27 protein-coding genes and 1 pseudogene are annotated in these 24,816 nt (G+C 62.2%); 5 read left to right on the plus strand and 23 right to left on the minus strand.

Annotated features, from left to right (window positions below):
- Positions 1–15: 15 nt before the first annotated feature.
- From ACFRU2_RS01200 to ACFRU2_RS01310, 23 genes are all read right to left on the minus strand, one after another.
- Positions 16–2,112: a peptidoglycan DD-metalloendopeptidase family protein gene (locus tag ACFRU2_RS01200; protein ID WP_382966490.1), complete on the minus strand. Its 2,097-nt coding sequence runs from the start codon at positions 2,110–2,112 to the stop codon at positions 16–18.
- A gap of 179 nt (positions 2,113–2,291) precedes the next feature.
- On the minus strand, positions 2,292–2,579 hold the full coding sequence (locus tag ACFRU2_RS01205; protein WP_382966491.1) for a hypothetical protein: 288 nt from the start codon (positions 2,577–2,579) through the stop codon (positions 2,292–2,294).
- Complete coding sequence (locus tag ACFRU2_RS01210) at positions 2,567–2,941, minus strand: hypothetical protein (protein ID WP_382966492.1); 375 nt, start codon at positions 2,939–2,941, stop codon at positions 2,567–2,569. Before ACFRU2_RS01210 ends, ACFRU2_RS01205 begins: the two co-directional genes overlap by 13 nt.
- The gene (locus ACFRU2_RS01215) at positions 2,931–3,245 is read right to left on the minus strand and encodes a hypothetical protein (protein WP_382966493.1); all 315 of its coding nucleotides are present in this window, start codon (positions 3,243–3,245) and stop codon (positions 2,931–2,933) included. Before ACFRU2_RS01215 ends, ACFRU2_RS01210 begins: the two co-directional genes overlap by 11 nt.
- Positions 3,246–3,257: 12 nt before the next feature.
- On the minus strand, positions 3,258–4,727 hold the full coding sequence (locus tag ACFRU2_RS01220; protein WP_382966494.1) for a hypothetical protein: 1,470 nt from the start codon (positions 4,725–4,727) through the stop codon (positions 3,258–3,260).
- Positions 4,728–4,801: 74 nt separating this feature from the next.
- Positions 4,802–6,085, minus strand: coding sequence for a hypothetical protein (locus tag ACFRU2_RS01225; protein ID WP_382966495.1), 1,284 nt, complete (start codon positions 6,083–6,085; stop codon positions 4,802–4,804).
- A 30-nt stretch (positions 6,086–6,115) separates the two neighbouring features.
- Positions 6,116–7,183, minus strand: coding sequence for a hypothetical protein (locus ACFRU2_RS01230; RefSeq protein WP_382966496.1), 1,068 nt, complete (start codon positions 7,181–7,183; stop codon positions 6,116–6,118).
- Between the two features lie 53 nt (positions 7,184–7,236).
- Positions 7,237–10,839 carry a hypothetical protein gene (locus ACFRU2_RS01235; protein ID WP_382966497.1) on the minus strand — a complete coding sequence of 1,201 codons (3,603 nt, stop codon included), beginning with the start codon at positions 10,837–10,839 and terminating at the stop codon, positions 7,237–7,239.
- A 61-nt stretch (positions 10,840–10,900) separates the two neighbouring features.
- Positions 10,901–11,344 (minus strand): hypothetical protein, encoded by a 444-nt coding sequence (locus tag ACFRU2_RS01240; RefSeq protein WP_382966498.1) that lies wholly within the window; start codon positions 11,342–11,344, stop codon positions 10,901–10,903.
- A 50-nt stretch (positions 11,345–11,394) separates the two neighbouring features.
- Positions 11,395–11,724 carry a hypothetical protein gene (locus tag ACFRU2_RS01245; RefSeq protein ID WP_382966499.1) on the minus strand — a complete coding sequence of 110 codons (330 nt, stop codon included), beginning with the start codon at positions 11,722–11,724 and terminating at the stop codon, positions 11,395–11,397.
- A 157-nt stretch (positions 11,725–11,881) separates the two neighbouring features.
- Positions 11,882–12,424, minus strand: coding sequence for a hypothetical protein (locus ACFRU2_RS01250; RefSeq protein WP_382966500.1), 543 nt, complete (start codon positions 12,422–12,424; stop codon positions 11,882–11,884).
- Positions 12,425–12,584: 160 nt separating this feature from the next.
- Positions 12,585–13,016, minus strand: coding sequence for a hypothetical protein (locus ACFRU2_RS01255; RefSeq protein ID WP_382966501.1), 432 nt, complete (start codon positions 13,014–13,016; stop codon positions 12,585–12,587).
- The gene (locus ACFRU2_RS01260) at positions 13,016–13,300 is read right to left on the minus strand and encodes a DUF5403 family protein (protein WP_382966502.1); all 285 of its coding nucleotides are present in this window, start codon (positions 13,298–13,300) and stop codon (positions 13,016–13,018) included. Before ACFRU2_RS01260 ends, ACFRU2_RS01255 begins: the two co-directional genes overlap by 1 nt.
- Positions 13,300–13,623 carry a hypothetical protein gene (locus tag ACFRU2_RS01265; RefSeq protein ID WP_382966503.1) on the minus strand — a complete coding sequence of 108 codons (324 nt, stop codon included), beginning with the start codon at positions 13,621–13,623 and terminating at the stop codon, positions 13,300–13,302. Before ACFRU2_RS01265 ends, ACFRU2_RS01260 begins: the two co-directional genes overlap by 1 nt.
- A 9-nt stretch (positions 13,624–13,632) precedes the next feature.
- The gene (locus tag ACFRU2_RS01270; protein WP_382966504.1) at positions 13,633–14,046 is read right to left on the minus strand and encodes a hypothetical protein; all 414 of its coding nucleotides are present in this window, start codon (positions 14,044–14,046) and stop codon (positions 13,633–13,635) included.
- Between the two features lie 125 nt (positions 14,047–14,171).
- Entirely contained in the window at positions 14,172–15,185 is a 1,014-nt protein-coding gene (locus ACFRU2_RS01275; RefSeq protein ID WP_382966505.1) for a P22 phage major capsid protein family protein, read from the minus strand.
- Between the two features lie 72 nt (positions 15,186–15,257).
- A complete protein-coding gene (locus tag ACFRU2_RS01280) occupies positions 15,258–15,758 on the minus strand; it encodes a hypothetical protein (RefSeq protein ID WP_382966506.1) in 501 nt (166 codons plus the stop codon).
- 63 nt (positions 15,759–15,821) lie between these two features.
- On the minus strand, positions 15,822–16,724 hold the full coding sequence (locus tag ACFRU2_RS01285; protein ID WP_382966507.1) for a hypothetical protein: 903 nt from the start codon (positions 16,722–16,724) through the stop codon (positions 15,822–15,824).
- On the minus strand, positions 16,708–18,117 hold the full coding sequence (locus ACFRU2_RS01290) for a phage portal protein (RefSeq protein ID WP_382966508.1): 1,410 nt from the start codon (positions 18,115–18,117) through the stop codon (positions 16,708–16,710). The genes ACFRU2_RS01285 and ACFRU2_RS01290 overlap by 17 nt, the downstream gene beginning before the upstream one ends.
- 50 nt (positions 18,118–18,167) lie before the next feature.
- Positions 18,168–19,766 carry a terminase gene (locus tag ACFRU2_RS01295; protein WP_382966509.1) on the minus strand — a complete coding sequence of 533 codons (1,599 nt, stop codon included), beginning with the start codon at positions 19,764–19,766 and terminating at the stop codon, positions 18,168–18,170.
- A gap of 392 nt (positions 19,767–20,158) precedes the next feature.
- The gene (locus ACFRU2_RS01300) at positions 20,159–20,863 is read right to left on the minus strand and encodes a hypothetical protein (RefSeq protein WP_382966510.1); all 705 of its coding nucleotides are present in this window, start codon (positions 20,861–20,863) and stop codon (positions 20,159–20,161) included.
- Complete coding sequence (locus tag ACFRU2_RS01305; protein WP_382966511.1) at positions 20,863–21,042, minus strand: hypothetical protein; 180 nt, start codon at positions 21,040–21,042, stop codon at positions 20,863–20,865. The genes ACFRU2_RS01300 and ACFRU2_RS01305 overlap by 1 nt, the downstream gene beginning before the upstream one ends.
- A 214-nt stretch (positions 21,043–21,256) precedes the next feature.
- Positions 21,257–21,640 (minus strand): HNH endonuclease, encoded by a 384-nt coding sequence (locus tag ACFRU2_RS01310; protein ID WP_382966512.1) that lies wholly within the window; start codon positions 21,638–21,640, stop codon positions 21,257–21,259.
- Between the two features lie 1,245 nt (positions 21,641–22,885).
- On the opposite strand from ACFRU2_RS01310, the gene ACFRU2_RS01315 reads away from it, so the two are divergent.
- The 5 genes and pseudogenes from ACFRU2_RS01315 to ACFRU2_RS01335 all read left to right on the plus strand — a co-directional run bounded on the left by ACFRU2_RS01315 (position 22,886) and on the right by ACFRU2_RS01335 (position 24,803).
- Positions 22,886–23,032, plus strand: a complete 147-nt coding sequence (locus tag ACFRU2_RS01315; protein WP_382966513.1) for a hypothetical protein — start codon at positions 22,886–22,888, stop codon at positions 23,030–23,032.
- Between the two features lie 36 nt (positions 23,033–23,068).
- A pseudogene (locus ACFRU2_RS01320) lies at positions 23,069–23,497 on the plus strand (antirestriction protein ArdA); the annotation flags it as partial.
- A 36-nt stretch (positions 23,498–23,533) separates the two neighbouring features.
- The gene (locus ACFRU2_RS01325) at positions 23,534–23,812 is read left to right on the plus strand and encodes a hypothetical protein (RefSeq protein WP_382966514.1); all 279 of its coding nucleotides are present in this window, start codon (positions 23,534–23,536) and stop codon (positions 23,810–23,812) included.
- Positions 23,813–23,835: 23 nt separating this feature from the next.
- A complete protein-coding gene (locus ACFRU2_RS01330; protein WP_382966515.1) occupies positions 23,836–24,516 on the plus strand; it encodes a hypothetical protein in 681 nt (226 codons plus the stop codon).
- Positions 24,513–24,803, plus strand: a complete 291-nt coding sequence (locus ACFRU2_RS01335) for a hypothetical protein (RefSeq protein ID WP_382966516.1) — start codon at positions 24,513–24,515, stop codon at positions 24,801–24,803. The genes ACFRU2_RS01330 and ACFRU2_RS01335 overlap by 4 nt, the downstream gene beginning before the upstream one ends.
- Positions 24,804–24,816 lie beyond the last annotated feature (13 nt).

The raw sequence follows: 24,816 nt of genomic DNA on the forward strand, positions 1-24,816 counted from the left end.
CTCAATGTCATGCAGTTATCGAATGAACTTCATCGGGTCTACCTGCTTGCCGCCCACAAGAAACTCAAGATGCAGATGGGGACCAGTAGAGTTTCCAGTAGAGCCAACATTGCCAACCTGCTGACCGGCCTTCACCTCCGCTCCAGTACCGACACCGAGGGCCGACAGGTGGCAGTAACGGGAGACGATGCCGTCCGCGTGCTGGATCTCGACCATCATTCCGTAGGCGCCACCCCAGCCCGTCTTGATCACCTTCCCAGGACCAGCAGCCCCTACCGCCGTGCCATGCGGGACAGGGAAGTCGGTACCCGTGTGGTAGCCCGAGGACCACATCGAGCCGGGCTTCCCGAACGGCGTACCCACGGCCCCGGCCACCGGCCGGACCCAACCCGCGGAGTTCGTTACGGGTTTCTCGGACTCACCCTTGGGCTTGTCCTTCGCCTCGTCGTACGGGGCCGCGTGCTTGCCGCCCTTCGAGCCAGCGAACGAGCGGACCTCAGCAGCAGCCGAGCGCTCCCACGCCGCGAAAGCGTTGGGCGTCCCCGACCGCTGGACCTTCTGTGCGGCCTGGGTCAGCGTCATCGACTTCCAGTTGAACGACTTGAGACCTGGATTCGTACCGCGACCGTCAAAGAAGCTCGTGGCCGCGAAGCGCGGGTCCATGATCTGAGTGGCCGAACCCCAGTCCATCGAGGGGCGCTGCTGGAACAGCCCCAGCGAGTCACGGTCACCGTGCCGGAGGTTCTGGAGACGGCTCTCCTGGTAGGAGGTGGCGATGGCTATGACCGCTGCGCGCGGGCCGTCAGTGGCCCCGAACTTCTCCAGTGCTACGTCGTAGATGACCCGGGCGTTCGCCTTCTCGGCAGCGGTCAGGGGGCGGTCCCAGGCTCGCTGGCCGCCCGTCGACTGATCGAGGCCGGTCAGGTTGACCTGGTTCACCGGAGGCTTCTCGACCTCGGGCTTCTTCGTCTCCTCGACCACCGGCTTGGGGGTTACAGGCTTCACCGGCTTGACCACCGGAGGGGTCGGCTTGCTCGGACGGACCTTGTTGATTGTGTCCGGGACCTTGATGGCGTCCCCGGTCAGGAACACCTTCTGCCCCGAGAAGATCAGGTCCGGGTTTGGGAAGCGGCCAGCGTTCAGGTCCAGGAGCTTCTGGAGGGTGATGCCGTGACGGGTAGCGATACCCCAGAGGGTGTCACCGGCCTTCACGACATACGTGGTCGTCTGGTCGTGGCTCGTCGTCGGCCTGGTGGTCACCGTGCCCCCTCCGTTCCCGCCGGTAGTCGGCTTCTCCCCAGTGGGCTTCGCGCCAGTCACCGGCTTCGTGGTCCCGCCTCCCTCGCCGGGCTTCTCGCCCGTGGGCTTGCTCGTCGTCGGAGGCCTGGACACCTCAGGGTCAGGCTTGGCCGGCGGCTTGTCGGGGCTCGGGATGTTCAGCTCCTGCCCTTCGGTGATCTTGTCAGGGTCCTTGACGTCCGGGTTGGCGCCAAGGAGCTGCTGGAGCGTCACGCCCAGGAGGGCGGCGATACCCAGCAGGGTCATCCCCTTCTTCACGGTGAACTTGTTGTCCGCCACCAGGGGCTTGTCGGGCTTCCCGATCGGGGGCTGGATCGTGGTGCCTCCGCCGTTGATGTTCCCGGCACCCGAGTAGGCAGGCCGGCCGAAGCCGTGGATCTTGGAAGAGGACGCGTCGATCCACTTCTCGTAGACCCCGTTGCCGTTGTAGTAGGCGCCGGCCAGGTTGCCGCCGGTGTTACCGCCGATCACGCGGATCTTGGAAGCCGACACCTCGGTCACCATGTCCACGTGCGTCCCGCCGTTGGCCCCGTACATCACCAGGTCGCCCGGCTGCGGGTTCTGGTAGTGGAACTGACCACGAGACTTGAAGTAGTTGGTGCACGTCAGGCAAGACGCCGTGGTGGGGATGACGTCCTTGTTGTTCGTCTTCCACGCCAGCCACGAGACGAAGGTCTGGCACCAGGGCTGCTGGTCAGACCAGCCGAGCGAAGGTGTCTCCTTGCTGAACTTGTTCTCGTTGTCGCGGGGGCCCTCGCGGTACCCGATCTGAGTGCGCGCAAGATTGATCATCGACGCGGCAGTGTTCGCCATGGGGCGACGCCTCCTCAAGGAAGTTTGGAAATTTGGAAGTTTGCGGGCATGGCAAAGCCCGGCTGCCTGCGTCGACAGCCGGGCCCATGCGTGAACCAGTGACCTTCACCCCGAGTAGGTGACCCCCACCTGTTACATAGCGCTGCGCTGACCCCCCTAGGTCAGCCCCGTGACCGACCTCACTCGGGAGCCTTCGGAGGTGGGACCGCAGACGACTCGGGAGTCAGGCCGTTGGCTCGGAGCTGGTACTCGTAGTCAGCCGCCTGCGTGCGGTAGAACCTCACCAGGCCCTCAAGCTCCCGCACCGTGCTCTGTAGCTCGGACTTCCAGGCCGCGAGATCCTCGATGTGCTGAGCGCGGACCCGGTTGAAGCCGTCCTTTCGGGCCTGCATTGCCCGGAAGACCAGCCCGAGCGAAGCCAGGCCACCCGCGCCGAAAAGGGCGGTGACGATCTCTACTGCCTGCATCCTCGTTTCTCCTTCTTGAAGTCTTCCAGCTCCCTTCGGAGCGTCATATATCGGGCCAGGAACCATCCGGCGTGAGCACTCACTACGAGGCCCATGCCGTACTTGCCGAGCCAAAATGAGCACACGGCGTACACGATGAAGGCGGTGATGCCGAGCGGTGCGGCGGTGTACTCAAGCAGTGGTTTTCGCCGGAAGGCACCCCAGGCCATCAGGGCGCCGGCCGCTGCAAGGAAGGCGGCGAAGACAGCGTCCGTCGACTGCCCCCCGATCTCCACAAGGACCTGGGAGGGAATCCAAAATGTAAGGATCGCGCCGATCGCCAGAGCCAGGTAAGTGAACCCGCGGATGTTGTCAGCCTTCATACGGGACCGCCGCGTATCCACCCGGGCCGTTGGAGTTGACCATCACCCAACCCTGGAAGGTTTCCTTTCCTTCCGAGATGTAGAACGAGCCGAAGCCCTGCTTTCGGCCCGCACCGTTGTCACGGTCAGCCATGGCGAGCTTGACCCACGCAGAGGAAGGCCGGTCCGTGTTGCGGAACGAGATCGACTCCACTTCAAGGTGGTCGGGGATCGTAGGCATCGGGGCGGTTTCGAGTGCCTTGACTCGGGTTTCGAGATCCTTGAGCATCCCCTCAAGAGAAGGGGCTCCGAGACTGGTCATCATGAAAATACCTTCTTACGTAGTAGGGACTTCGAATTTCGACTTCTGTACAAGGTTCAGATCCACAATCGAAGACCCGTCCTTCTCGGCCGTAATCTTGGACCCGACGACCATGTAATCGCCGTCGATTTGCGCGTAGTCATTCGTGCGAGATTCAAGCCGTAGATACTGGCCCATGTTGGCCTGTCGGAAAAACCCGGGGTGAATCTGATCCGGATACACCCGCACGGTGGGGATGATCGCGGGTTCCTTCGCGCGGTTGAGCTGAATCCTGGCCTTGTCTGCCAGTAGGGACAGGTTGACCTTGCCCATGGGGTCCTTGGGGTCAATGCGAATGTTGTGCTTGACCACGATGTTCTTGATGGGGACGGGGGAGGCCGATCCGTCCTCGGGGTCCATGCCCGGGGAGAACTCTGAGACCCACGGGCGCCACTCCGTCGACTGCCGGTCATTGGTGAGCGAGCCGGGCGTGCCCACTGCCGTCGAGATGTTCGCGTAGGACGAAGCGTCGATCAGGAGGTCGGTGATCTCGCAGTTCTCTCGGTCCACGAGCTTGAGGGGCTGCATCGCGTCATCAACCGGGACCTTGAGCTGGACAGGCTCCCGACTCTTGGTGAACCACACCTGGGGGATCAGCACCGTGTCCGGGTACCTGCCTGTGTAGCTGTTCTCGGCCTCGTCGCTCATCTTGTGGTTGATGTTCGACGGAGGGACTCGCACCGGAGCGTCGTAGATGTAGAAGCCATCCCGGTTGTCCGCCCACTCGTACAGCAGGTCAAGGACGGTGTTGAACTGCCCGTAGCCGAAGGCGACACCGCGGCGACGCTCAGGCCGGCCAGCATCACGTCGGACCGCAGCGTGGATGCCGGCGTTCAGGTTGGAGGACCGCATCGCGCAGCACCACAGGGCATCCACGATGTCCATGTCCCGCGCCTGCTTGTTCTCACCCTTCATGCGGGTCCGGTCGCTGGTGCGGTACTTCTGGAACGAGAGGAAGTCGCCCGCGTTGATCGTGAGAGACTGGCTGGCGAAGTTGGCCCGGCAGGTCCACGCGATGCCCGCGAACATGCTGAACCCATTGAAGGTGACCTCGATCGCTGTGTCATACGGGTACACCTCGCCGCGGAGGATGCCCACAGGATCGCCTCCCAGTGGGACCGTGACGGACGCCGTGTTGGGCTCATCAATCTGAGAGTTCAGGCTGATCTCAAGGGCCGGGACCACCTTCTTCAATCCGAACCGGAACCCCCAGTAGATTCGCTTGGTTCCCTTCGTCTCCGAACCGAAGGCGAGGTCCGCCTCATCGAACACGGGCTCATCCATCACCTCGCGCATCCGGGGACCACGGGTGTATATGCCGACCTCCCAACCCACGCCGGTGAACTCGGCCTTAGGCTTCTCTGAGCGAGGCTGGATCGTGTAGTAGTCGGGGAGGTTGTAGGGCTTTGGTGCTGCCAGCTCGCGGGGAGCCTGCTGGAAGTTCATGCGTTGGTCCTTTCGCGAGGGCATGAAAAGGGCCCTGGCCTCAATGGCCAGGGCCCTTCACGTCGTGCGTTAGATCAGCCGAGCTTGGTTATCGACAAGAACGTTTCTTCGGAAGTCACAGACATTCGGGTGTTGCTGGTGAACGACACCGAGACCCGATCTCCGTCGTAGAGGGTGACCATCACGCCGCAAGAGGGGCGCCCACCCGTCGTAGCGAAGGAGCCTTGGTACTGGTCCGACCCGTTTACGTTGAGGTGAATTCGAGTTCCCGTACTGCTGCCTGTAACCGAGGTGGACGCGGTAACCGAGATCGCATATCGGCCGGGAGTCTTGCACTCGAACGAGCCCTTGTTTGCATCGGCCTTGAAGCCGTTCAACGCAAGGGCAGCAGTCCAATACAGCGGAGCATTGTTGTGCGTCGAGTTGGAGAGACCATTAGACCGGGCCGAAACACCCGGGCTAACTTTTCCCTGGAGATCGGACACCGCCGTCTCCAGTGCTCGAACCTTGCCGTTCAGGGTTCCGATGTCCGACTTGGCGGAGACGAGCTCCTGGTCGTGTTTGGCTAGGGCGGCCTTCACGTCCACCTGGTCCAGGAGCAGGGTCTTGCCCTCGGTGACCTTGATGTCGTGCGGGTAGCCCGTGGTTAGGTCTCCGAGGTCACCCTTCGCGCCGGTCTCTCCGCGAGGACCCGCAGCCCCTGTGAGGCCCTGTACGCCGCGCGGGCCCGTCGGGCCAACCTCGCCCTGGTCGCGGAACCAGTCGCCAGCCGTGTTGGTCGTGGCGACGCGCACCCAACGCTGCCCGGTGGCCAGGTCGGTGTACTGCGTGCCGAGGCTGAGGTGGGCCAGGTCGGACAGCGGAACTGCACTGCTACCAGGGGCTCCGTACCTCGCCGGCCCCGAGCGGGTGATGATGAACTGCCCGCTGCCGGGACTCGTCCGCTCGTCACTCGCCTGGTGGTTCAGGACCCTCGCGAGGAGTAGCGCCCGAGGCGAAGGGGTGTTCCTGTCGGACCTCACCAGGAGCCGCATATGGGCACTCGATTCGAGGTCCGCCTCGGTGTCGTAGTCCTTCTTGTCGTTCGGCATGATCCAGATGTAGGAGTCGCTCGCGCTATAGGGAACCGTCATGACCTGGTCGGCGATGATCTGATAGAGACCCTGTTCCCTGTTACCTGCATTCTGTTCCTGTGCGAATCCGATTCCCGGGTTCACCGTGGCGACGCCATTGCCCGCCGAGACCGTAAACGCATCGGTCGTAGCGAATCCCTTGATGCCATCCTGCTGCGTACCGAACCATCGGCGGAATTCACGAGCGGTGTACTGATTTCCGTCCATGAAGCTAACGCGTTCCATGCATGTGCCTCCTTATCGCTGTCGCGATGACTAAATGAACTCTCCGCCCCACCACTCGACCGTGCCGTGAGAATTTCCACCAATGGGGCTCTTGCTCTGCCCGGGGAGAATTGACCAGTACTCAGACGTGGCGATCTGCTTCGGGCTTGTCCGTAGAGTCCCGACGTCCTTCCAGAACTCGCCCGACTTGTCGTCCTCGGCGCCAGGCTTGGTCGTGTACGTGTGCTCGGTGATGTCGATGGGCTTGGTGCCTTCACCTCCTACCCACCAGACCTTCTTCATGTAGGTGAAGGGCTGGATAGGGTTCTCGGAGGTTGCAGGGTCCTGCTTGACCTGCTGGTAAATCAAAGACTGACCTTCGCGCAGGTAGAAGTTCGCGTACTGGCCCTTGAGACCGATCGACCAGATGTCCTCGAAGTAGTTACGACGGACGAGCTTCGGGTCGTTCACCGGGCCGAATATCTTGGCCTCCCAGTGCGGACCAACCTGCTTGTTGTTGGCGTCCGTGTCCTTGGCACTGTTGGTGACGAGCACCTTCTGTTCCACGCCAGGCGCCCAGTTAGCAGGGAAGTCGAGCCCCGAGTCCGTGAAGACGAAGGGGGCAGGAGCACCGCCGTTGAAGAAGCCGGCCGCCGTGTCCATGCGGGCCTGGGCCCTGCCGTAGCCGAACATCGACGGGTTGTTGCAATACAGTTCAACATCGATGCGGGCCGCCCCGTGCTGGGCGTACTGCTTGTCCAGCTTGATGTCGCGCTTCTGGACCATACCCTTCAAGTAGGCCGCGGCCCCATTGGCGATTCCAGGGATGTTGAAGTGAAGCTCGATCTCTTCCTGGTTCGTGCCGTATCCGATAGGGAAGGCCCACGACAACTCGTTGACGATGGTGTTGATGCTCTCGTTCTCGGAGGCGAGGATGTTCATGGAGAGCGTGATGGAACGGCCACCCAGATACTGCGTGCCCTTCCACATCCCGTCGCGCGAGATCATTCTCTGATAGTTCGTGAAAAGCTCTGGTGCCGACGTGAGGCCAACGACCTCAACAGGCGCCACGGGGAAAGCTCCACCAAAGCAGAACTTTCCCCGCAGCGTCTTAGACATCAGAGTCCACGATGCCGGTATGTGGTCATCTGGAACCCGAGTCGAATTCAGCATCACATTCCTCTCATAGCCCAAGCGACCTCGCGGCCGATTTCGAAGGGATTGGCGTCAGTGCGGGCATTCACGGTGACGTTCTGAGAACGAGCCCCGGAATCTGCCTGTCGCTCGATGGCGTGCGTCGCGCGCTCTAGAGCCTTGAGGAGGTTCCGACCCTCCTCGTGCGTCGCCCCTCCGGATCGGCCGGCGCCTACAGCGGAGGCCACCGAAGCTCGGAACTCGCCTGCGTCGAACGAGGCCGCGTAGCCGATCGGCCCCGTAGGAGAACCACCCGCAGCGGAGACAGCCGACGAGGCCGCCTGCTGGATCTCGGTGACGACCTTCGTCGTGTTGACCTGGATGTTGATGACGTACGTCTTGCTGGTCACAGCGTTGAGCGCAGCCGTCATCTGGTTGCAGGCCGACTGCACGGAGCTGGCCGCCGAGTTCGCGGCGGACTGGACCTTGCCAGGGAACTCGCCCCACTTCTGGGCGCCCTTGTCGGGGGCGGACACGAGGTCCTTGGCCGCAGTCTCGCTGGACGTCTTCACAGCAGCGTTCGCCGTGTCCAGCGTGCTCTTGATGTGCTGCCCCAGGGCATCCCAAGCAGCCGTAGAGGTGGTGTTCATGTTCGACGTACCGGTAGCGGCGTCGGCCACGATCTTCGACCAAGTGGCCTGCGAATCGGCGGACATACCGTCGAACGCGGACTTGGCGCCCTGCTGTGCCCCATCCATGTTGGAGGTGATGCCGTCCTTGCCCTGAGCGGCGCCCTGAGTCGCACTCTGAGCCATCCGCTCTGCCTGTGCAGCAACCGCATCGGCCGTAGCCTGCGACCCGGACGTCAGGACATCGAACACCGTGGAGGTGGTGCTCTGGAGGGTCGCCATGTGAGCGGCCCAAGACGCGTCAGCAGCCGCCGCAGCAGCATCGACACGGACCTGGGCGTTCTCAGCCGCAGTGCCGATGCCTTGGTTGATCTGGTCCGCGTACTGACCGATGGACGTCCAGTCGGTCAGGACACCGTCCTTCATCTGGCCGTGCTCAGCGGCGACCTGGGCGTACATGTTCGCCGCCTGCTGGGCGATGGAAGCCGCGGTGGTCTGAACGGCCTCACCGGCCGCATCGAAGACCGTCTTCGTCTCCTCCGCAGCAGACTCGGAGTCCGACTTGAACTTGTCCGTCACCCACGACCAGGCAGTGCCGATCATGTCGATGCCGTCCTTGATCAGCCCGCCGCCGGCCAGGTAGCTCGCCGTGTCGAGAACGATCGACTGGAGCTGCATGAACCCCGACGCCATGTTCAGCACCACCTGAATGATGGGGAGCATGGAGGTCAGCAACTGGGCGAAGGAGGTGCCGAGTTCGACCACGGTCTCCAGCAGACCCGAGTTGATCACCGCGATGGCGAGCTGAGCGAACGCGTCGATCATCTGCTGCATCCCGGCCACCATGGCGGGCTCGGAGAGCTTCTGGAGGAGCGCAGCTACGACGTCCGCCAAGGACTGGATCACCGCAGGTGAAGCCTGAGCCCAGACCGTCATGAACTGCTGTAGGGCGGGCAGGACCGTGTTGATCCCGTCCGTTATGCCCTGGAGCACGGTCGGTAGTACCTGGGCGCCGGCTGCCATGAACTCGGCCATGGGCGCGGCCGTGTCCTTGAAGACCTGGGCCACGGCCTCGAAGGCCGTACCGAACTCGGCACCGTGACTAGCGGCGGTCTCCACCCAGATTCCGATGGCCTCACCCAGGGTCGTCAGCCCACGTTGGACTCCGGACATGAAGTCCTCGAAGCCCTTTGTCTGGAAGGCTCGCTCCATGGAAGAACCGAGGGCATCCAGGAAGGAGGCAATCCCTTCTGTGAACTTGCCCAGTTGCTCCGGAGCAGCCGAGAGCGCAACGATGAACCGGGCTACCGCCGGAAGGAGAACCTGGAAGTTCTGGCTGATCGTCTGGATGACATCACCCAGTCGACCACCGTTGTCGGCGAGAATCTGAATGAACTCACCGATGGCAGATCCGATTCCTATGAAGGCGGTCTTCAGTTTCTCGGCGAACTCGATCATCCCTGATGAATTCAGGGCGTTTGTCAGCTTCGGAAGAAGAACGTCGACAAACCCTGTCAAGGAATCCGCGAGCGGCTGAACGAACTTGACGCCCGCATCGAAGAAGCTCCTCAGCTTGTCCTTCGACTGGTCGAGCCACTTTCCGAGCCCGGAGAAAGTCTTGTCGAACTGATCCAGCAGCCCCTGAGCGGCAGGCTTGACCTTCTCCGAGATCGACGTCATAGCCGACTCGAACTTCTTCTGGAGTTCATCCATGTTCCCGGCAGCCACCAGAGCAGCGGCAGCCATCGGAAGGAGCGGCACAGCCGCCAGAGCAGCTGCACCGACCGCAGCAGCAGCCATGGCCGTTGCCATCGCACCGAGGAGCCCGACGATGCCGACGAGAGCAGACGCCAGGGCCAGGAACGCGGCCAGGAGTGCGGACACGACGCCGACCAGGGCGCCGACCGCAGCCGAGACAGCACCGGCACTGGTGGCCATCAGCGCCATCGCCCCGACAAGCTTGAGGATGCCGATGGGCCCCTCAGCGGCGACCTGGGCCATGACCTCGCCCATCTTCGCCCCGAAGGACGAGAGGGAAGAGCCGGCCTCCGTCGCGCTGGACGACACAGCCCCGAAGAACCGGGCCGCAGCACCGCTTCCCTCGGAGAACATGCTCGTGAACGATGCGACACCCTGAGCGCCAACCTGGGCGATCGAGGCGCCGACCTTGAGCACGCCGGCACCCAGGGCAGTGGCCAGCGTGGATGCGTTCTGGAAGCCCTGGAGCATCGCGTTGAGGCCGCGGGTGATCGCGTGCAGGGCGTTGTTTCGGAAGTTCGCCCGGATGTTGATGTCCCGATCCCGGGTGAGCACCGCCAAGCGGGCCGCGACCGTCGCGATCCCGTGGATGTCCGGTGTAATCCGAACCCTGCGGTCTCGGGTTGCCTCTGCGAGTCGGGCATCCGCCAGAGCGGTCACAGCGTCGACCTGGAGTTCCAGGCGGCGATGACGTGTCAGAAGCTCGATCTGTGCACGAGCCCTGATCGGGTTGACCACGGCCTCCAGCTCGACCCGGCGAGCCCGCTCCAGACGCTCCAGCTCGACCTGAGCACGGGCCGTATCGACGTCCGCCTGGAGGGCGATCCGCTCAGTCTCAAGAGCGCGGATCTGGGCCGTAGCCAGAGCGGTGTCGGCATCGACGTCGATCGAGATGTCCTGCCACTGCGAGCGATCCCGCAGGCGCCGGCCTATCTCCTCCGTGTCGATGTCCACGGGCACCCGGATGGAGTTGACGCCGTTGGACATGGCGTTGAGCTGACGCCGGACACGGTCCGGGTCAACGTCCACGTCCAGGGTCATCGACTCGCGACGACGAGCCAGGCGTTCAACCTCGGCTCGGGCGCGAGCCGTATCAGCGGCGACGTTCACCGTGGCCGACCGAGCCCGCTCAAGCGCTTTGAGCTTGGCCTCGACAGCCTTGGTGTCCGCATCAACTTCTAGGGAGACCTTCTTGCCGTTAAACCACGCGACAAGTTTTGCGATGTCCCTCTTGAAGCTGGACGTGTCTGCCACGACACGCACGTTCACTGAACCAACAGTTTTACCTCCCGGTCCACCAGCCATAGCTACCTCCTTACTTCACTACAAACGGGGTAGGTTCATCACCGCCCTTATGGGTTTCGCTGGACGCGGAGCGGTCCAGAACGGCCTTGGGGATAGCGAAAGTCTTGGTGCCGGGAAGCCCGGTGCTGTCATCGAGAGCACGGGCGAACTGGTTGCCACTCAGAGCGCGTTTCTGTTGCTGCCCTGGTCTCACGTAAGGCTTGGGCTGCTTCACGCTCTTCGGGTTCTTCACCTTCGAGCGGATGAAGGCAGCACTGAGCGCCTGCAAGGAATCAACCACTTCGGCCAGCATGTAGGTGTTCCGGTCCCAGCCGAAGTCCCTATGGCCTCCATCGCACATGAGGGCAGTCTTGAAGGCCGACTCGATCGGCAGATGCTCGACCAAGGCGACACAGAACAGGGGTGACAGTCTGCCCGTGAAGAGTTCCCGGACGTCGATGCCGTAGAACCTCATCAGGTCGGCAGCTATCGCCCCGCCGTGCGCATCAAGTAGCTCGCGGAGGCTTAGGAGTTTCCCAGCTCTTCGTCCTCGGTCATCCAGGTCTCGAAGACCTCGTTACGGCTGCCGATAGGCATCTTCTCAAGCGAGTCCTTGAGGGAGTCCTTCTTGTCGGCCGCAGCGATCAGGCACGCATCCATGGCGTCCATCTTCTCCTCCTGGTTGACCTGTTCGTCCTGGAGGATGCCCATGTACTTGAGCACGAGCTTGAAGTCCTTGCGGGGGAGGTTCTCGAACCGGCGGAGGGTGACGGTCTTGCCGTCCAAAGCCTTGATCTCGACGCCGGGGTTCTTCTCAGCCGCAGCGAGCATCGTGTTGAAGTCCAGAGTAGCCATATTCTTTCTCCCTTTCAGAAAGTCCATAGGTGGTGGTGATCTCCCTCTCGATGAAGAACCCCCCGATCCCGGAAAGGGAGTTACAGGATCGGGGGGTGGTCAGTGCCAAACTTCCAACGTTCCTAACTTTGGAAGTTTGGAAGTTTGGGTACGCCTCTCAGGCGGTGATGAAGTCCGCGCGCGTGGACGCGAGCTTGGTCTTCGGGTAGACGCGGCCCATCGTGTCCTTGCCGCCGATCTGGCCGGCCAGGATCTGAGCCTTCACCGGAACCTCGGTGAGGGCGGAGGGATCAATCGTCACGGCGTCGCTGCCGATGATCGAGGTGTTCGGGTAGAACCAGCCCACCGCGTTCTCGTCGTCCAGGCCGATGATGAAGAGGGCCTTCTTGGTCGGCTTCGGCTTCGCGGGGATGATGAAGCTCTCGCCCTCGACGTTGGAGTCGTCGCCGCCGTAGTACAGCTTCATGGTGTCGACGGTGATGTCGTTGAGGTTCATGGTCAGCGAGTACTGCTTGTCGGGCGTGGTGATGGCGAGAGCGCCAACCTGCCAGGAACCCAGCACCTCGGGGTCGTCACCCTCGACGGACATCTCGATGCCGTTCTCAAGTGACGTGTTGCCCACGGACTTCCAGGCGCCCGTGAGCTTCCCCTTGTCCCCCTCTTCCACGCCGGTGTCGTCGCCGTCCAGCGACGCGCTCACCGAGGCCGGACGGAACGGGAACTTAGGGGCCGGGGTGCCGACTGGGGCGACGTAGATGTAACCAGTCTTCGGGACAATCGCGTCACTCTCGACTGCCTTGTTCTCTTCACCTGCGTAAGTGTTCATGTTTCTCCCTGGGAAATAAGAAAGCCGCCTCTCCTCATCCGCTAGCCGGGTGCGAATACAAGATGTAAGAGGCGACGAATCGATGAACGTCGGGATGATTTAGTTGCGTATCGCCCGACGAATAGAGAGGCCCGGTGATCTCTTTGAAGTAAGTGAGGGCACCTTCGCCGTCGCTGTACCGTTCAAGGCATGCGTCAGCGAGGGCGCGACGGACTTGCCGGGCAAGGAGTGAAGCCTCTTTCCGGGAGCCCGCGAGACAGTGCACCGTGAACACACCCGAGTCGAGATAGCGGGCATTCCTAGCTGTGCCACTGCTCTTGCGGATCGTCACCAGCGGGAACAACTTGATCCAGTCGTTCGGCATGATGACGCGCACGCTTGCGTCGGTCCGGTTGAAGTCGCGTATCAGGTGGTGTTCGAGAGCGTCACGAGCGAGAGACTCGGAGTCGGGCAGAATCATGGCCATCAGCTCAGGGCCTCCTCGATGATGTGGATGCCCTCGACCCACGTGCCGTCCTTGGTGAAATGGCCGTAGTTGATGGACAGGATGTTGGGGTCCTTGAAGACGATCGCCTGGCCCTTGTTGTGTCGTCGCACGGTGATGTTGCTGATTAGTCGGCCGGTATCAACGTGGTTTGCCGCCTTAGCCATCACCTTCGAGTGCTGCACGTGGGCCTGGGCCTCGACCGCCGCCTGAACGCCTTCCAGGCCGGCCGCGATCTCGTTCGTGCGCGGGTGAACCCAGCCCATCAGCCTCGCCTCTCAATCACGGCTGACACGAACTCAGTCCGCTTCGAGCCGCGATGAACGCGAGGGATCTCGCTGCACGTGAAGTCCTGACCATCCAGCCGGACCAAGGCCCAACGTCGAGCCGGAAAGACCCTGGCGATCACCTTGTACCGCGCTGGCTCGGTCCACCCCTGAGACGAGTTGTCGTCAGCGTCAATCGCCTGAACGAACGCCCGAATCTTGTGTTCCTTGCCGATAGAAGGGATCTTGCCGCCATAGCCGTCGTCGGCCTCTGCGTACTCGAAAACCGAGAGTTCCACCGGGGGGTAGTCGAAAAGTCCCATGACAACCCCCTAGAAGATGTGGCCGATGGTGTTGGCCTCGGAGGCCCCGTACGGGTACATGTAGCTGCTGTTGATCCGGAGGTTGCGCTCAACGACAGGAGTCTGAAGGCGCCCGTTCTTGTTGGAGAGTTTCTCCATGAGTGCGATCTCGGCCTTCGATGGAGCGGCCCCGTTGGCACCGTTCTCCGCGTAGCGGTACTGGTATTCGCCAGCACCCTCCGAGACGAAGTTCTCCGGATTGCGCATCCGCCGCTCGGCCATCGCCAACGCCACTGCACGAACAGCCCTTGGAGTGACGACCTTGCGGTCATCACAGGCGCAGTTCCAGTACGGATTCCCGTAAGCCCGAACCATGTCCGACGCATCAGCAAGCGCGGCTGTGGCCTGCCCTCGCTCGGCGTCATCCGTGAACGGACGGCCCATGCGTGCCTCAAGCTCAGAGAGAGTCCCTAGGGGCTCACACATAAGAACCTCCTTGGGGTGAAGCCGGGCCCCGCCAGGAACCGTGGAAAATTGGAAGTTTGGCGGGACCCCGCTTCAGTCGATCGTTACGGCTTGGCGGCCGGGGCGGGCTTCGGGGTGCCGGTCACCTTGACCTGGAGACCGCGAAGGACCTTGGAGTCGTCCTCGACGGCGCCGGTCTTCGGGTTGCGGTACTTGTCGTCCACGGCGACGACGCCGACGAAGGTCGAGAAGAAGGACCGCTCGGACGCGATGCTGGAGTCGTAGTCGCGCACCCAGCGGAGGGCATAGCCCGAGTCGGCCTGCGAGGAGCCGACCTTGATGGACGGGGGAACCATCGGGGCCCGGGTCACGAGCTGGATGGCGCTCGGGTGGTAGGCGTACATGGTCTCGGCGTCCACGTGGTTGGACTGGATCAGGGTGAAGCCGAAGAGCTTGCCGATGACGGCCTCACGCAGGGCGGAGCCGGTGCCGGCCTCGGAGACGCGAACCAGGTTCGGGTCGTTGAGGAGCTGGCCGGCGACCTTGGCGCCGAGCACCAGGTAGCGGCCACTGGTCGGCACGTTGGTGGCGGTGAGAGCGGAGGCCAGCTCGGCAACCTTGAAGCGGATCTGCTCGGCCGAGACAACCTGCTGGGTCTGGTTGTCGCCGTAGGTGACCTTGTCCAGCTCCAGGGCCTTGACGTCGGTGCCGAAGCCGGTCATCGCCTTGGCGACCTTGCGCTCAAGGTTGTCGACAACCGCATCGGTCTGCGGAAGCGCGACCTGGGCGGCGAACTCGGGAATCTCCAGCGACAGTTCGGCGTCGTTGAGCGCGACCGCGCTGTAGACGTGATCGGTGAGCTTGACCGCGAGGACGGTCTCGTTGAGCGACTGGGTCTTGATGGTCGCAGCACCGAGGAAGCCGGTACCCGTGCCATCGATCTTGCCCTCGTCCGCGACGAGCATCGCAGGCCGGCGGATGTTGACCGCGTGACCGACAGTGCCATCGAACTGGCCCGCGGCCTGCTTCTGGACGGTCGCAGCGAGGACCGCAGACGCTTCGAGGTTCGCGAGCGAAGCCGCAGCGAGCTTGTCGGAATTGATGATGGTGTTAGCCATGTGGGATCTCCTTAAAAGAGGGCATGAAAAAAGCCCCCAAGGAGGGGGCGAGAATTGTTGATGCAGGCGCTGCTACAGGCTGCCGTTGGCCATCTTTCGGTAGCTGGCTGCGAGCTTCTTGGGATCGAAGGCGTCCTCGTTCGGGTCCAGGCCGCCCTTGCCGAGCGTGCTGGAGCCGTTGCCCACGAAGGCGGACAGCTTCTTCGCGTCCTCGGTGAGGGACTTCTCGTCGGTACCCGAGAGGCGTTCAATCAGCTCGGCCGGCAGTCCATGCTTGGCGCCGATCATCTGCTTGGTGAGGGCCAGTTCCCGAGCCTCGGACTTCGCCTTGAAGTCGCTGAACTCGCTCTTGGTCTTCTCGCCCTCAGAGACCTTCGCCTCGACCTCGGAGAGCTTCTCGCGAAGCGCTGCAAGCTCAGACTGGGCCTCGTCGTACTTGCCCTTGAAGTCCTCGACGGGTTCCTCAGCGGGAACTTCCTCGATCTCCGCGGGCTCCTCCTGGGGGGTCTTCTCGACCTCTACCTCAGGGGTCTCGACCTCGGCCTCAACGGCCGGGGTCTCAGCCTCAACCACCGGAGTCTCCTCAGTAGCGGTCTCGGAATTCTCAACAGAGTCAGACATGATCTCCCTTTCCGTCTAACGGTTCTTCTTGTTCAAGGCTTCGATGGCTTTACGCCAGTCCTTCATCGAGCCGTTCCAGTGCTCTTTCCAGAGCGCGACGGCATCCTTCGTCTCCTGCGGGTAGTCGTACTTGCGCGAGAAGATGGGCACAGCGGAACAGCCGCAGTTCGGATGGAACTTCCGGATCTGGCTGTGTCCGGCGGTGGATTTGGAGCGGTAGACCGCACCTCGGCTCGCCAGCATCACGCAGAAGTAGCAGGCGTTCCCATCGGTCACGCGCATGTACGCGAGGGCTCCAGGGTCGTTGTCGACGCCCTCACCGATCACGTCCCGGCCGCCGTCCTCCACGATGCTCTGAGCCTCACCAGCGAGGTTCGTGCCGATGGAATCGAGAAGATCATCTAGCTCGTCCAGGGACTCAAGCGTCAGCTCCTGCTTCTGCATGGCCTCGCGTTCGGCCTTGCGCACGCGGCGCTCGGCCTTGAAGTGAACGGCAGCCGTGACCTCGCTCAGCGACTTGTCCTCGGTGTAGTCGGCCCACGGGTTCTCGTTCTTCGTGGGGATCGTGACGGTGCCCGGCTTGAGTCGCTGCTTCGACCCGCCGGCCTTATACAGCTCGTTCCACAGCTCGGCCTTCGTGGTGGGCTGACCGAACGAGGAGTCGTGGTTGATCGTCTCGTCCAGCCAGATGGCCCGCTCCAGTCGGTAGTACGACTGGCCGAGCCTGCGGGACTTCTTGCGAGCGACCTCGATGTCCTGATGCCACTCCAGAGCCCACCGCAGTGGGTCCCTCAGGAAGTCAGCAGGGTTGGTCCGCTCGACCCGTTGCAGCGTCTGGCGGTAAGCCTCGGCGCCAAGGGCGGCCTGGGCCCGCTGGAAGAACCTGCGGGCCCGGTCACTCTCACGCTGCTTGCTCATCCCTCACCGCCCTGGCCTTCTCCTTCGGGTCCTCGGCGGCACCGCGAGCACGGAGGCGGTTCGCGAACTTCTCGGCGGCACCGTTGAGGCCGTCCTCGTCCTCCTGGCGCTCACGCACCTCGTCAATGTCCTGCTGCGAGAAGCCCGGGACCTTCGTCAGAACGATGTCCGTGGGGACGCCCATCTGCACGAGCTTGAGGCCCGCATCCACGGCCTGGGCGAGGCTTCGATTGCCCTTGTCGGACCACATGACCTGAGCGTCCTGGGCCTCGAAGCCGTCACGGTCACCAGAGACCAGCGAGCAGAGCCGCAGGACCATCTCCCAGGACTCACCGAAGGACATCCGGTACTCGTCGCACTTCCGCGTGAAGGCGCTCTCCGATGCCGCGAGGGCGTCGGCGCTCAGGTTCGAGAGCTTGCCCGACAGCATGTACAGCGGCGGGGTCTCCGTCACGGCGCACATGTGCTGGACGACCAGCTCGATGGCCGTCTGGAAGTCCTCGGTGCCGGCCGAAGGCAGCTGCCCGAACTTGGTGTCCGGGTTGGGGGACATCAGCATCGTGGACGGGTCCAGGATGGGCGGGATGAACGTCGGCTGGCCGTTGGCGTCCAGCATCGGCATACCGTTCTCGTCCAGGCGCTCCATCGGGGCCAGGCCTGTCGCCGTGCGGATCGCGAAGCCCGTGTAGTGCTGGGCGATCAACATGTTCAGCCACATCTGGTTCAGCTTGTCCTGGAGCCGAATGAGGCCCTCGACCATGCCGTAGGCGCGGCCAAGGAGGTCCAGGCGCGGAGCGAAGCGAACGACCGGGCAGACATCCAGCCCGTGAGGGCGAGAGCCCACCACGCGAACCGAGCCATCGATCACCACGTCGTAGACGCGCTTGTCATCGAAGAACTTGCCCCTGGTGGGGTTGTCCTGGTTGTAGTCGGGCGACTCGATCAGAAGCGCGTACATGGGAAAGGCATCGAAGATCGGGTCGTCGTAGGCCGCGAACATTCGCATGGGGGAGTGCCCGCGGATTTCCGGCTTGCCTGGCTCCGTCCTCGACGGCAGCACGGTCACGTACGCGTGGCCGGCCTCGATGGCCTGGCGGTGGACGAACGACTGGCGCTGGTCCATCCGGTTGGCCTGCCAGAACTGCCACTCGTCAGGGTTGCCGGAGACGTCGGAACGTCGGTAGCCCTCGACCGCGAGCGCGTTCGTGGGGGCGTCCACCAGCAGGGGGATGATGTTGTGGATCGCTCGCCTGGACAGCTCCAGGAACTCGGGGTTCGCCTTCGACGGCATGAAGGGCGACTTGTGAAGCCCTCGCGCGTACCGATCGATCTTCTCCAGATCCTCACGGTCACGCTGGATCATGGAAAGCGAGTGCTTGGCACGCTTGAGCACACCAGCTATCTCCCCGGGGAAAACAGAGTTCTCCATTCACATCCTCCTTGCTAGAAACCCCCAATCGACGTCAGGGTCGGAATACGGACCGGGCCGTTGTTCAACTTGCCGGACTCAACGAGTCGCGTTCTAGCGATGAACGCCAAGAGGGACGCCGCGTAGGCATCGACCTTGTAACTCGAATCTCGGCTCGCCTTACCGAAGGAGACACCGAACTTGTTGTGCCTCTTCTTCGCGTTCTCCACGTGACGCTTCAAGCCGTAGTGGCCGTTGTGGGAGACCCGCTGGCTCTCGATGGCTCCAACGAGCGACATGTTCGCCTTGGTGATCTCAGCCTGGTTTCCGCGCATGTCGTAGCCCACAGAAGACTTGCCAGTCGCCTTGATGGCGAGGCGGGGGCCGTAGGACTCGGACCAGACATCGACGTACGACTCAAGGAAGGCGACGTCCGAGAAGAAGGCTTCGATCTTGTACGTCTTGAAAGCCCAGTCAACGAGGTCGGAGACCTCTTCGTGGTCGACCTTCCATGTGTTGCCCTCGGGGCCGTCTGGCTTCTCCCAGATGGCGATGGGGTGGATGAACGAGTCGTGGATTCTCAGAGCGACGATCGCTGTGGCGTCGTCTGAGACACCTCCATCGAGACCCATGACGATCCGGTCACCGGGCCTGAGTTCGGACTCGACCTTGCACTTCCCCCACGCCACTGGGTCCACGAGGGAGTCACCGGAGGCGGTGACCAGGTTGCAGTACTTCCGGAGCACCTCGTCGTGGGTGATCACGCCGGAGTAGCACTGGTCGATGATGGCGTCGATGTCCGCCCAGTAGCAGTCGTCATACGCGGCGAGGATGGCGGCCTTGAGGGCCTCCTCGTCCTCGATGTCGAAGTCGGGGTCAGCCGACACGGCGTCGTAGTAGAAGCCGGTCCGCTTCTGCCGGCCGTCCTGCTGACGCTGCCAAGCGGTGTGCATTCGCTCGGCGATGCTGTCCTCGCCCACGATGTACGCGTTGGTCGCGCAGAAGAGCCGGCCGCCGACCTTGGCGGCGTTGGCGGTGATCGTGTTGAAGACGTTCACCATGCCGTTCGCCTCGTTCCAGTGCCACGTCTCGTCGGCAAAGAGGGCCGATGGTCGGGCACCTTCGGCGGAGCGGTACGAGGCCGTCTTCGCCTCCAGGAGGCAGAAGGCTCCGGTCTCAGGGTTCCGCGCGTGGTAGCGCTCCTGGCCCGGGTCGATGCTGTACTTCTCCTTCGCCTCCGGGGTGAAGAGCGAGTGGAGCGTGAGCATTATGTTCTTCGTCTGCTCGACGTTGGTCGCGTAGAGCTGCACCCACACCTCGTCGGGCACCTTGCCGACCGGCATGCCCTCCGAGTCGAAGTGGCTGAACCTGCACGGAGCGAGGAACTCGATGGCTGCCAGGGTGGCGAAGTACGGGCCCTTTCCGGTGCCCTTCGCCAGCTGTAGAACCATCTGGTTCCAGACGAACCGGCCGTTCTCGTCGATCTCGTACATGCGCAGGATGCGCTTCACCTGGGACGGCGTGAACTTCCAGTCCGGACGGAAGTGCTCAGCCGTCCAGCGGAGGATGACCCATCCCAGGGTTCGGTTGGGGGCCGGAACGTAGTCGTCCTTGATGGTGCGGACCTGCTTCACGCGCCGGCCTCCTTCCTTCGAGGTTCGGAGAGGCCGCGGGGCCTCGGTTTGGTATCAGACGGTGCGATGTCGGCCGCGGCGGATAGGGTTCCGTCAGCACGTCGCGATGGCACCTCACCGAAGGGGGACCGCGTCCAGCTCCGCAACGGCGAACGCACCGCAAGCGCTCACCTCACGCGTAGCTGGCAGGCCCAAAGATTGGGTGTAGCTGCTAAATCCAGCGGCGGCAGAAAGGAGGACCGCATCGTGGAGTTCATGGACCTCGCGTGGTCGGCCCTCAAGGGGGTGGCACAGTTCATCGGCTTTAAGGCCGCCGAGAAGCTGTCGACCAAGTTCCGCAAGAAGGACAGCTAACGGGCTCGGGCTCGGTGTTCACGCACCGGGCCCGCCCCCTACAGGGCGTTGGCGTACTGCTCCATGAGCTTGGTGACCTCAGCGTCGATGTCTCGCGTCTCCACCTTCGTCAGCTCCATCTGAGCGATTCGGCGAGAGGCCTCCGTCGTCAGCAGCAGCCCGCAGGCCTTCGTGATGAGCGCCAGGAGCCGACCGGACATCTTGATGCCGGCCGACAGGTAGCGGTCCATCACCTCAGCCACGTAGGTGGCGAACGCGATGTCCGACTGCTGGTAGAAGGCGGCCTGGCCCGACTTGGCCAGGGACTCGAACCACGCCTTCGCGATCTCGTGCCAGTGCTCCTCGGAGGCCGGCCACTCGACCGGAGTCGGTTCAACGGCCACCCGCACTCGGCGCCTGGTCGCCTCCGTCGTTAGGAAGTCCTGTAGGGCGTCGATGACCGCAGTCACCATGTCGATGGACACGCGGTCGTAGTACCGAGTCAGCGAGATGTGCGCGGACTCGACCACCAGGCGAAGCTGAGCCCAGTCCGAGGGCTCGAAGAAGAACGACTGCGGCGACTCCACGAAGGAGAGGTAGATCCGCTGGGCGATCGGGTGCCAGGAGTCATCGAAGCCGTCACGGCCCTTGGCCACGTTCGCGTAGTGCTTGGGTGCGATCTTGAGGTCAATGACGTCCTTGTTGACGCGTCGACGCTCCTCCGGCCGCTTGGGGGCCGGGCCGCTGAAACCGTTCCGAGCCACTAGACCTCCTCGTCGCGAGCCGACCAGTGCTCGCCAGCATCAGCAGGGTCCGAGTCGTCAAACACCTCGTTGAACTCGTCAAGGTAGTTCTCGAACTCTCGGGCCTGCTTCATCTCGACCTTTTGCAGTCGCTCGGCGCGATCCTCGAACGAGGACTTCTTGCGAGACTTACCGGACATCGCACATGCTCTCTGCATCCTTAAATGAGTGGAACAACGGGAGAACCCCCGGAGGGATCTCAACGGGGGTTCTCAACCGAAGCATCAATTCGAGGACAGACCCATTCAAGGCGCTCGACTCAAATTGGAGCGGGAAGTTTTTCTTCCCTCACTTGTATATAGGGGTGCATCGAGGTGATTAGGTCACCCGCGGAAGGTGAACTGGATCACAGGATCAGAGGGACCCAAGAACGCGCTTCCCGCGCGGTATGTCGCGAGCCGCTCGGGCTTTACGACGCCCCTCCGCGGCCTCCAGGGCCGTCTTCCTGTCGTGGTGGTACTTGCACAGCACCTGGAGGTTGGAAGGCTCGCTGGAGCCTCCCTGAGACACCGGGATGATGTGGTCGACAGCGGCGCCAGCCGCGACGCACGGAAGCCCTGTGTCGTACCGGAGGTGCTGACACAGCCCGCCGGCCTCTCGCCAGGCGGCAGCTCGACGTCTCCGCCAGCCAGGCCCCAGGTCCTCGCGCTCACCCTGCCGGCCTCCCCAGCCGTGCGAGCGGAGAGGAGCACGAGGAGCAGGAGGAGACCAGCGAGGTCCAGGAGGAGAAGCAGACATGAGCCACGCACCTAGGAAGTTAGGAAGTTTGGAAGTTTGAGGAGGACCCCTTCAGGGGGTCCGGTAGGTGAGGTGAAGTTGAGAGAACCCTTTTGGAACTGCGACCAACAGGAGCAGTTCTTTTTGGAGAGAGTTCAGAGCAGCCTTTAGGAGGCTGCTAATCAGTTACTCAAGAGCAGCCCTTCGAGGGGCTGCTTAGTCTCTGTACTCAGTGGCCGCGTTTCAGGCGCGGCCTTAGGGCTGTGACTCGCCCCGCGTCGTCGCTCGTACCTCGCTCCTCCTTGGGCTCGTGTGTCACTGCGTTCCACCCTCACTTCTTACATAGCGGTGCATCGGGCCCCACCTACACAGGTCGGTGACGCAGTTCACATGCATAACCATGCAGGCGCAGCCTGCGCCTCTCTGACCTGCGAGTTTCGAAATGGGGGCTGACCTGCGAGGACTGTGGCCGGCGCCCACTAATTCACCTGGAGGGAGTTCGAGGTGATTAGCGGTGAAAGCGCAGTGTCATTCGGCACTTACTCAACGTCAGGGGACCCGTAGCCAATGGGAGCCGCTATGACGCATCGGCCGGGAATTGAATTGATCTCGGGTACCCCCCACCCCTCCATGTCGTTGCTTTTTCCTCGAAAACTTTTCGCGCCTTAAAACTTGCCTTGAATTTTCGTTCTATTTTCATTTTCATTTTGGTTTTGATTTCTCTTTGAATTGATATGAAATGAATCAAATACTTATGCATTCACCATGCGCATGGCCCACCTACCTCTACCCCTTGTGCCCATGTGTGTGCGTGTAGTGATTGCCTAAGTGCTTGAGTGTGTGAAGTGTTGAACCTTTGATTGTTCATGATTGAATTGTTCAACGTTGAGTTCTTCAATCGTTTAGCTTTGATTGATGAAACGTTGAGTACTGCACTACCTTGAGTGTGTGCATGTGACGCCAGTCGCTCAGTTCTACGTGTACACGCTTGTCCCCTATATGCGCGCGAAGAACCTGACTTGACACCCATGGAGAACATCCGTAGTGTTCTCAATGTCAGAACAACGCAGCACACGAAAGACACCGCACACGTGATTGACAAGCGGTTCATGTTCAACGGGGTTGAGTACGTTGTGTGGGATGAGTACGGCTCCCACTACCTGACAGGCGAGATGAGCTATCAGTGCCGCAGTGAGCGCGGCACGATCTATCTGCCCGAGTCTGAGATTCGCCCCCACTTCATCTAACCCACACGGGAGCTACGGCGTGAGCATCACCCTTAAGCAGGGCGACACCTACAACCTGACCACGCGGACCGTAGAGCGTGCGCTCACGGCTCACGAGCGGGCCGTGAGGGACCTTCGAGCCAACAGCCTTGATGCACTGCGGGTCATTTTCCGCAAGGGCTTCTGAGCGCACCTAGCCAGCCACTACACGAGAGACAGGGCAACGATCATGGGTGTCATGAAGACGATCGCGATCTTCGCGGAAGAGCACGAGTTCGACGCTGAGGACCTCCGCGGATTCGCGGGGGACTGGTTTCCGCACGTGGACTGTGACCAGCCGCTGTGGGCCGTCCTGAACGCTTACCGAGTGATGGATGAGAACGGCATACACGAGTCGGACACCGCAGCGTTCATGGAGTACCTGGCACTGCTGTCGTGGGACGTAGAGGAAGCGGGCAGCCGCTTCGAAGAGTGCTTCCGTGGCCAGTGGGACAGCATGGAGGACTTCGCCCATGAACAGCTCATGGAAACCGATGAAGAGTATCGGGCGGCTCAGGATTCGTGCCGTGGCTGGTCTCCGAGCATTGACGTAGTCGCGTGGAACTGTGACCACTCGATCACTCGTAGCGGGTACGTGTTTTCCTCGCACTAGAGGTGACCTGTTTAACAGGTCTGCAACTTGTCATCCATGAAGAAACTGGAGAGTCTGGCCATGCAGGATCAAAGCGTTGTCGCAGTCGAGGCCGTGCGCGAGTTCGTCGCAGAGTTCAAATGGTTGCAAGGTGCGCACATTGAGGAGCGCAAGTCGGAGGTTCCGAGCTATGACCCCGTGTACAACAACGCGGATGACGGGGCGGATACGGATGACCTTGACTTCCTGGAGAACGAACAGGCGTGGGAGGACAGGGAATTTTTGATCGGCTGGGCCAAGAAACTCGAAGCCGTAGTTTCCGGAATTAGCGCGTAACAAACAGGGAAGAGGTCGGGGCAATGGGCATCGAGTTTCACGAGAACGTGACCAAGTGGGCTAGCCGGAACTACAGCTACAGCCGGTGGGAGTTCGAGGAAGCGGCAGAGTCGAACGGGTGGCAGGCGATCGGCATGATCACCGAGCCTTACGACGATGGGCCGGTGTCTAGCGAAACCTCCTCCCGTCACTACTACGGCGAGACGTGGGCGTTCGCTAAGTACGCATCCAACGCGGAGCACATCATCTCTGAGCTTGAGCGCGTGGACCCTGAGGCGGCCCACTGGGACTACGGTCCGGGACGCTCCTTCATCTACGACATGAACTGTGCGCGCGTCGTGGAGGTAGTGGAGGAGGTAGAGGGTTGCTTGGCCTCGTACGGGTACCTGGATGAGGACCGGGCGTCGGAGATCGAGTACGAAGAGAACCACCCGTCAGAGCGCGAGTGCTACGCGGACGAGTCGTGTTCCTGTGATGCATCCACGCATGAATGCAGGGATGAGGTCTACTACCGGGCGCTTTCCGGGGACATTGACGAGACCACGGAAGACATTGAGTGCTCGTTCTGCGACCACTTCATAGACCTGTCCGAATACGTGGACACCGTTAAGCGGGCGGTCGCGGACAAGTTCCATGACGACCTGCGGAACGCGGGGCAGCTCACAATCATGGACTTTTTCAAGGAAGTTGAAGCGGTCACGTGATGGAGAACTGCGGAGGGTGCGGCCCGGTGCGACCGACGGGCGCAAGGGGTGTCAACCCGTACACGGTCGTTCTGGACTGGAAGTGCGAGTGGTGGGAACCGGGAGCGGATGACCTACGGGCGTACGCGGGAGATGAGCCCACGGTGTTCCACGTGTGGGCGGACAACCCCGGCGACGCTAGCGACTACTCCGACGAAATGGCAGTCGAGAAGTTCGGCGGGAAGACGGCCGACTACCTCAAGCACGTAGCGATTCTCGACGGCCATGCGCCGCTCGTGCGCGGCTAGTAAGACCCCCAAC

Origin of the sequence: Streptomyces sp. NPDC056883 (genome assembly GCF_042788835.1) — a bacterium.
Taxonomy (GTDB): Bacteria; Actinomycetota; Actinomycetes; order Streptomycetales; family Streptomycetaceae; genus Streptomyces; species Streptomyces stoeckheimensis.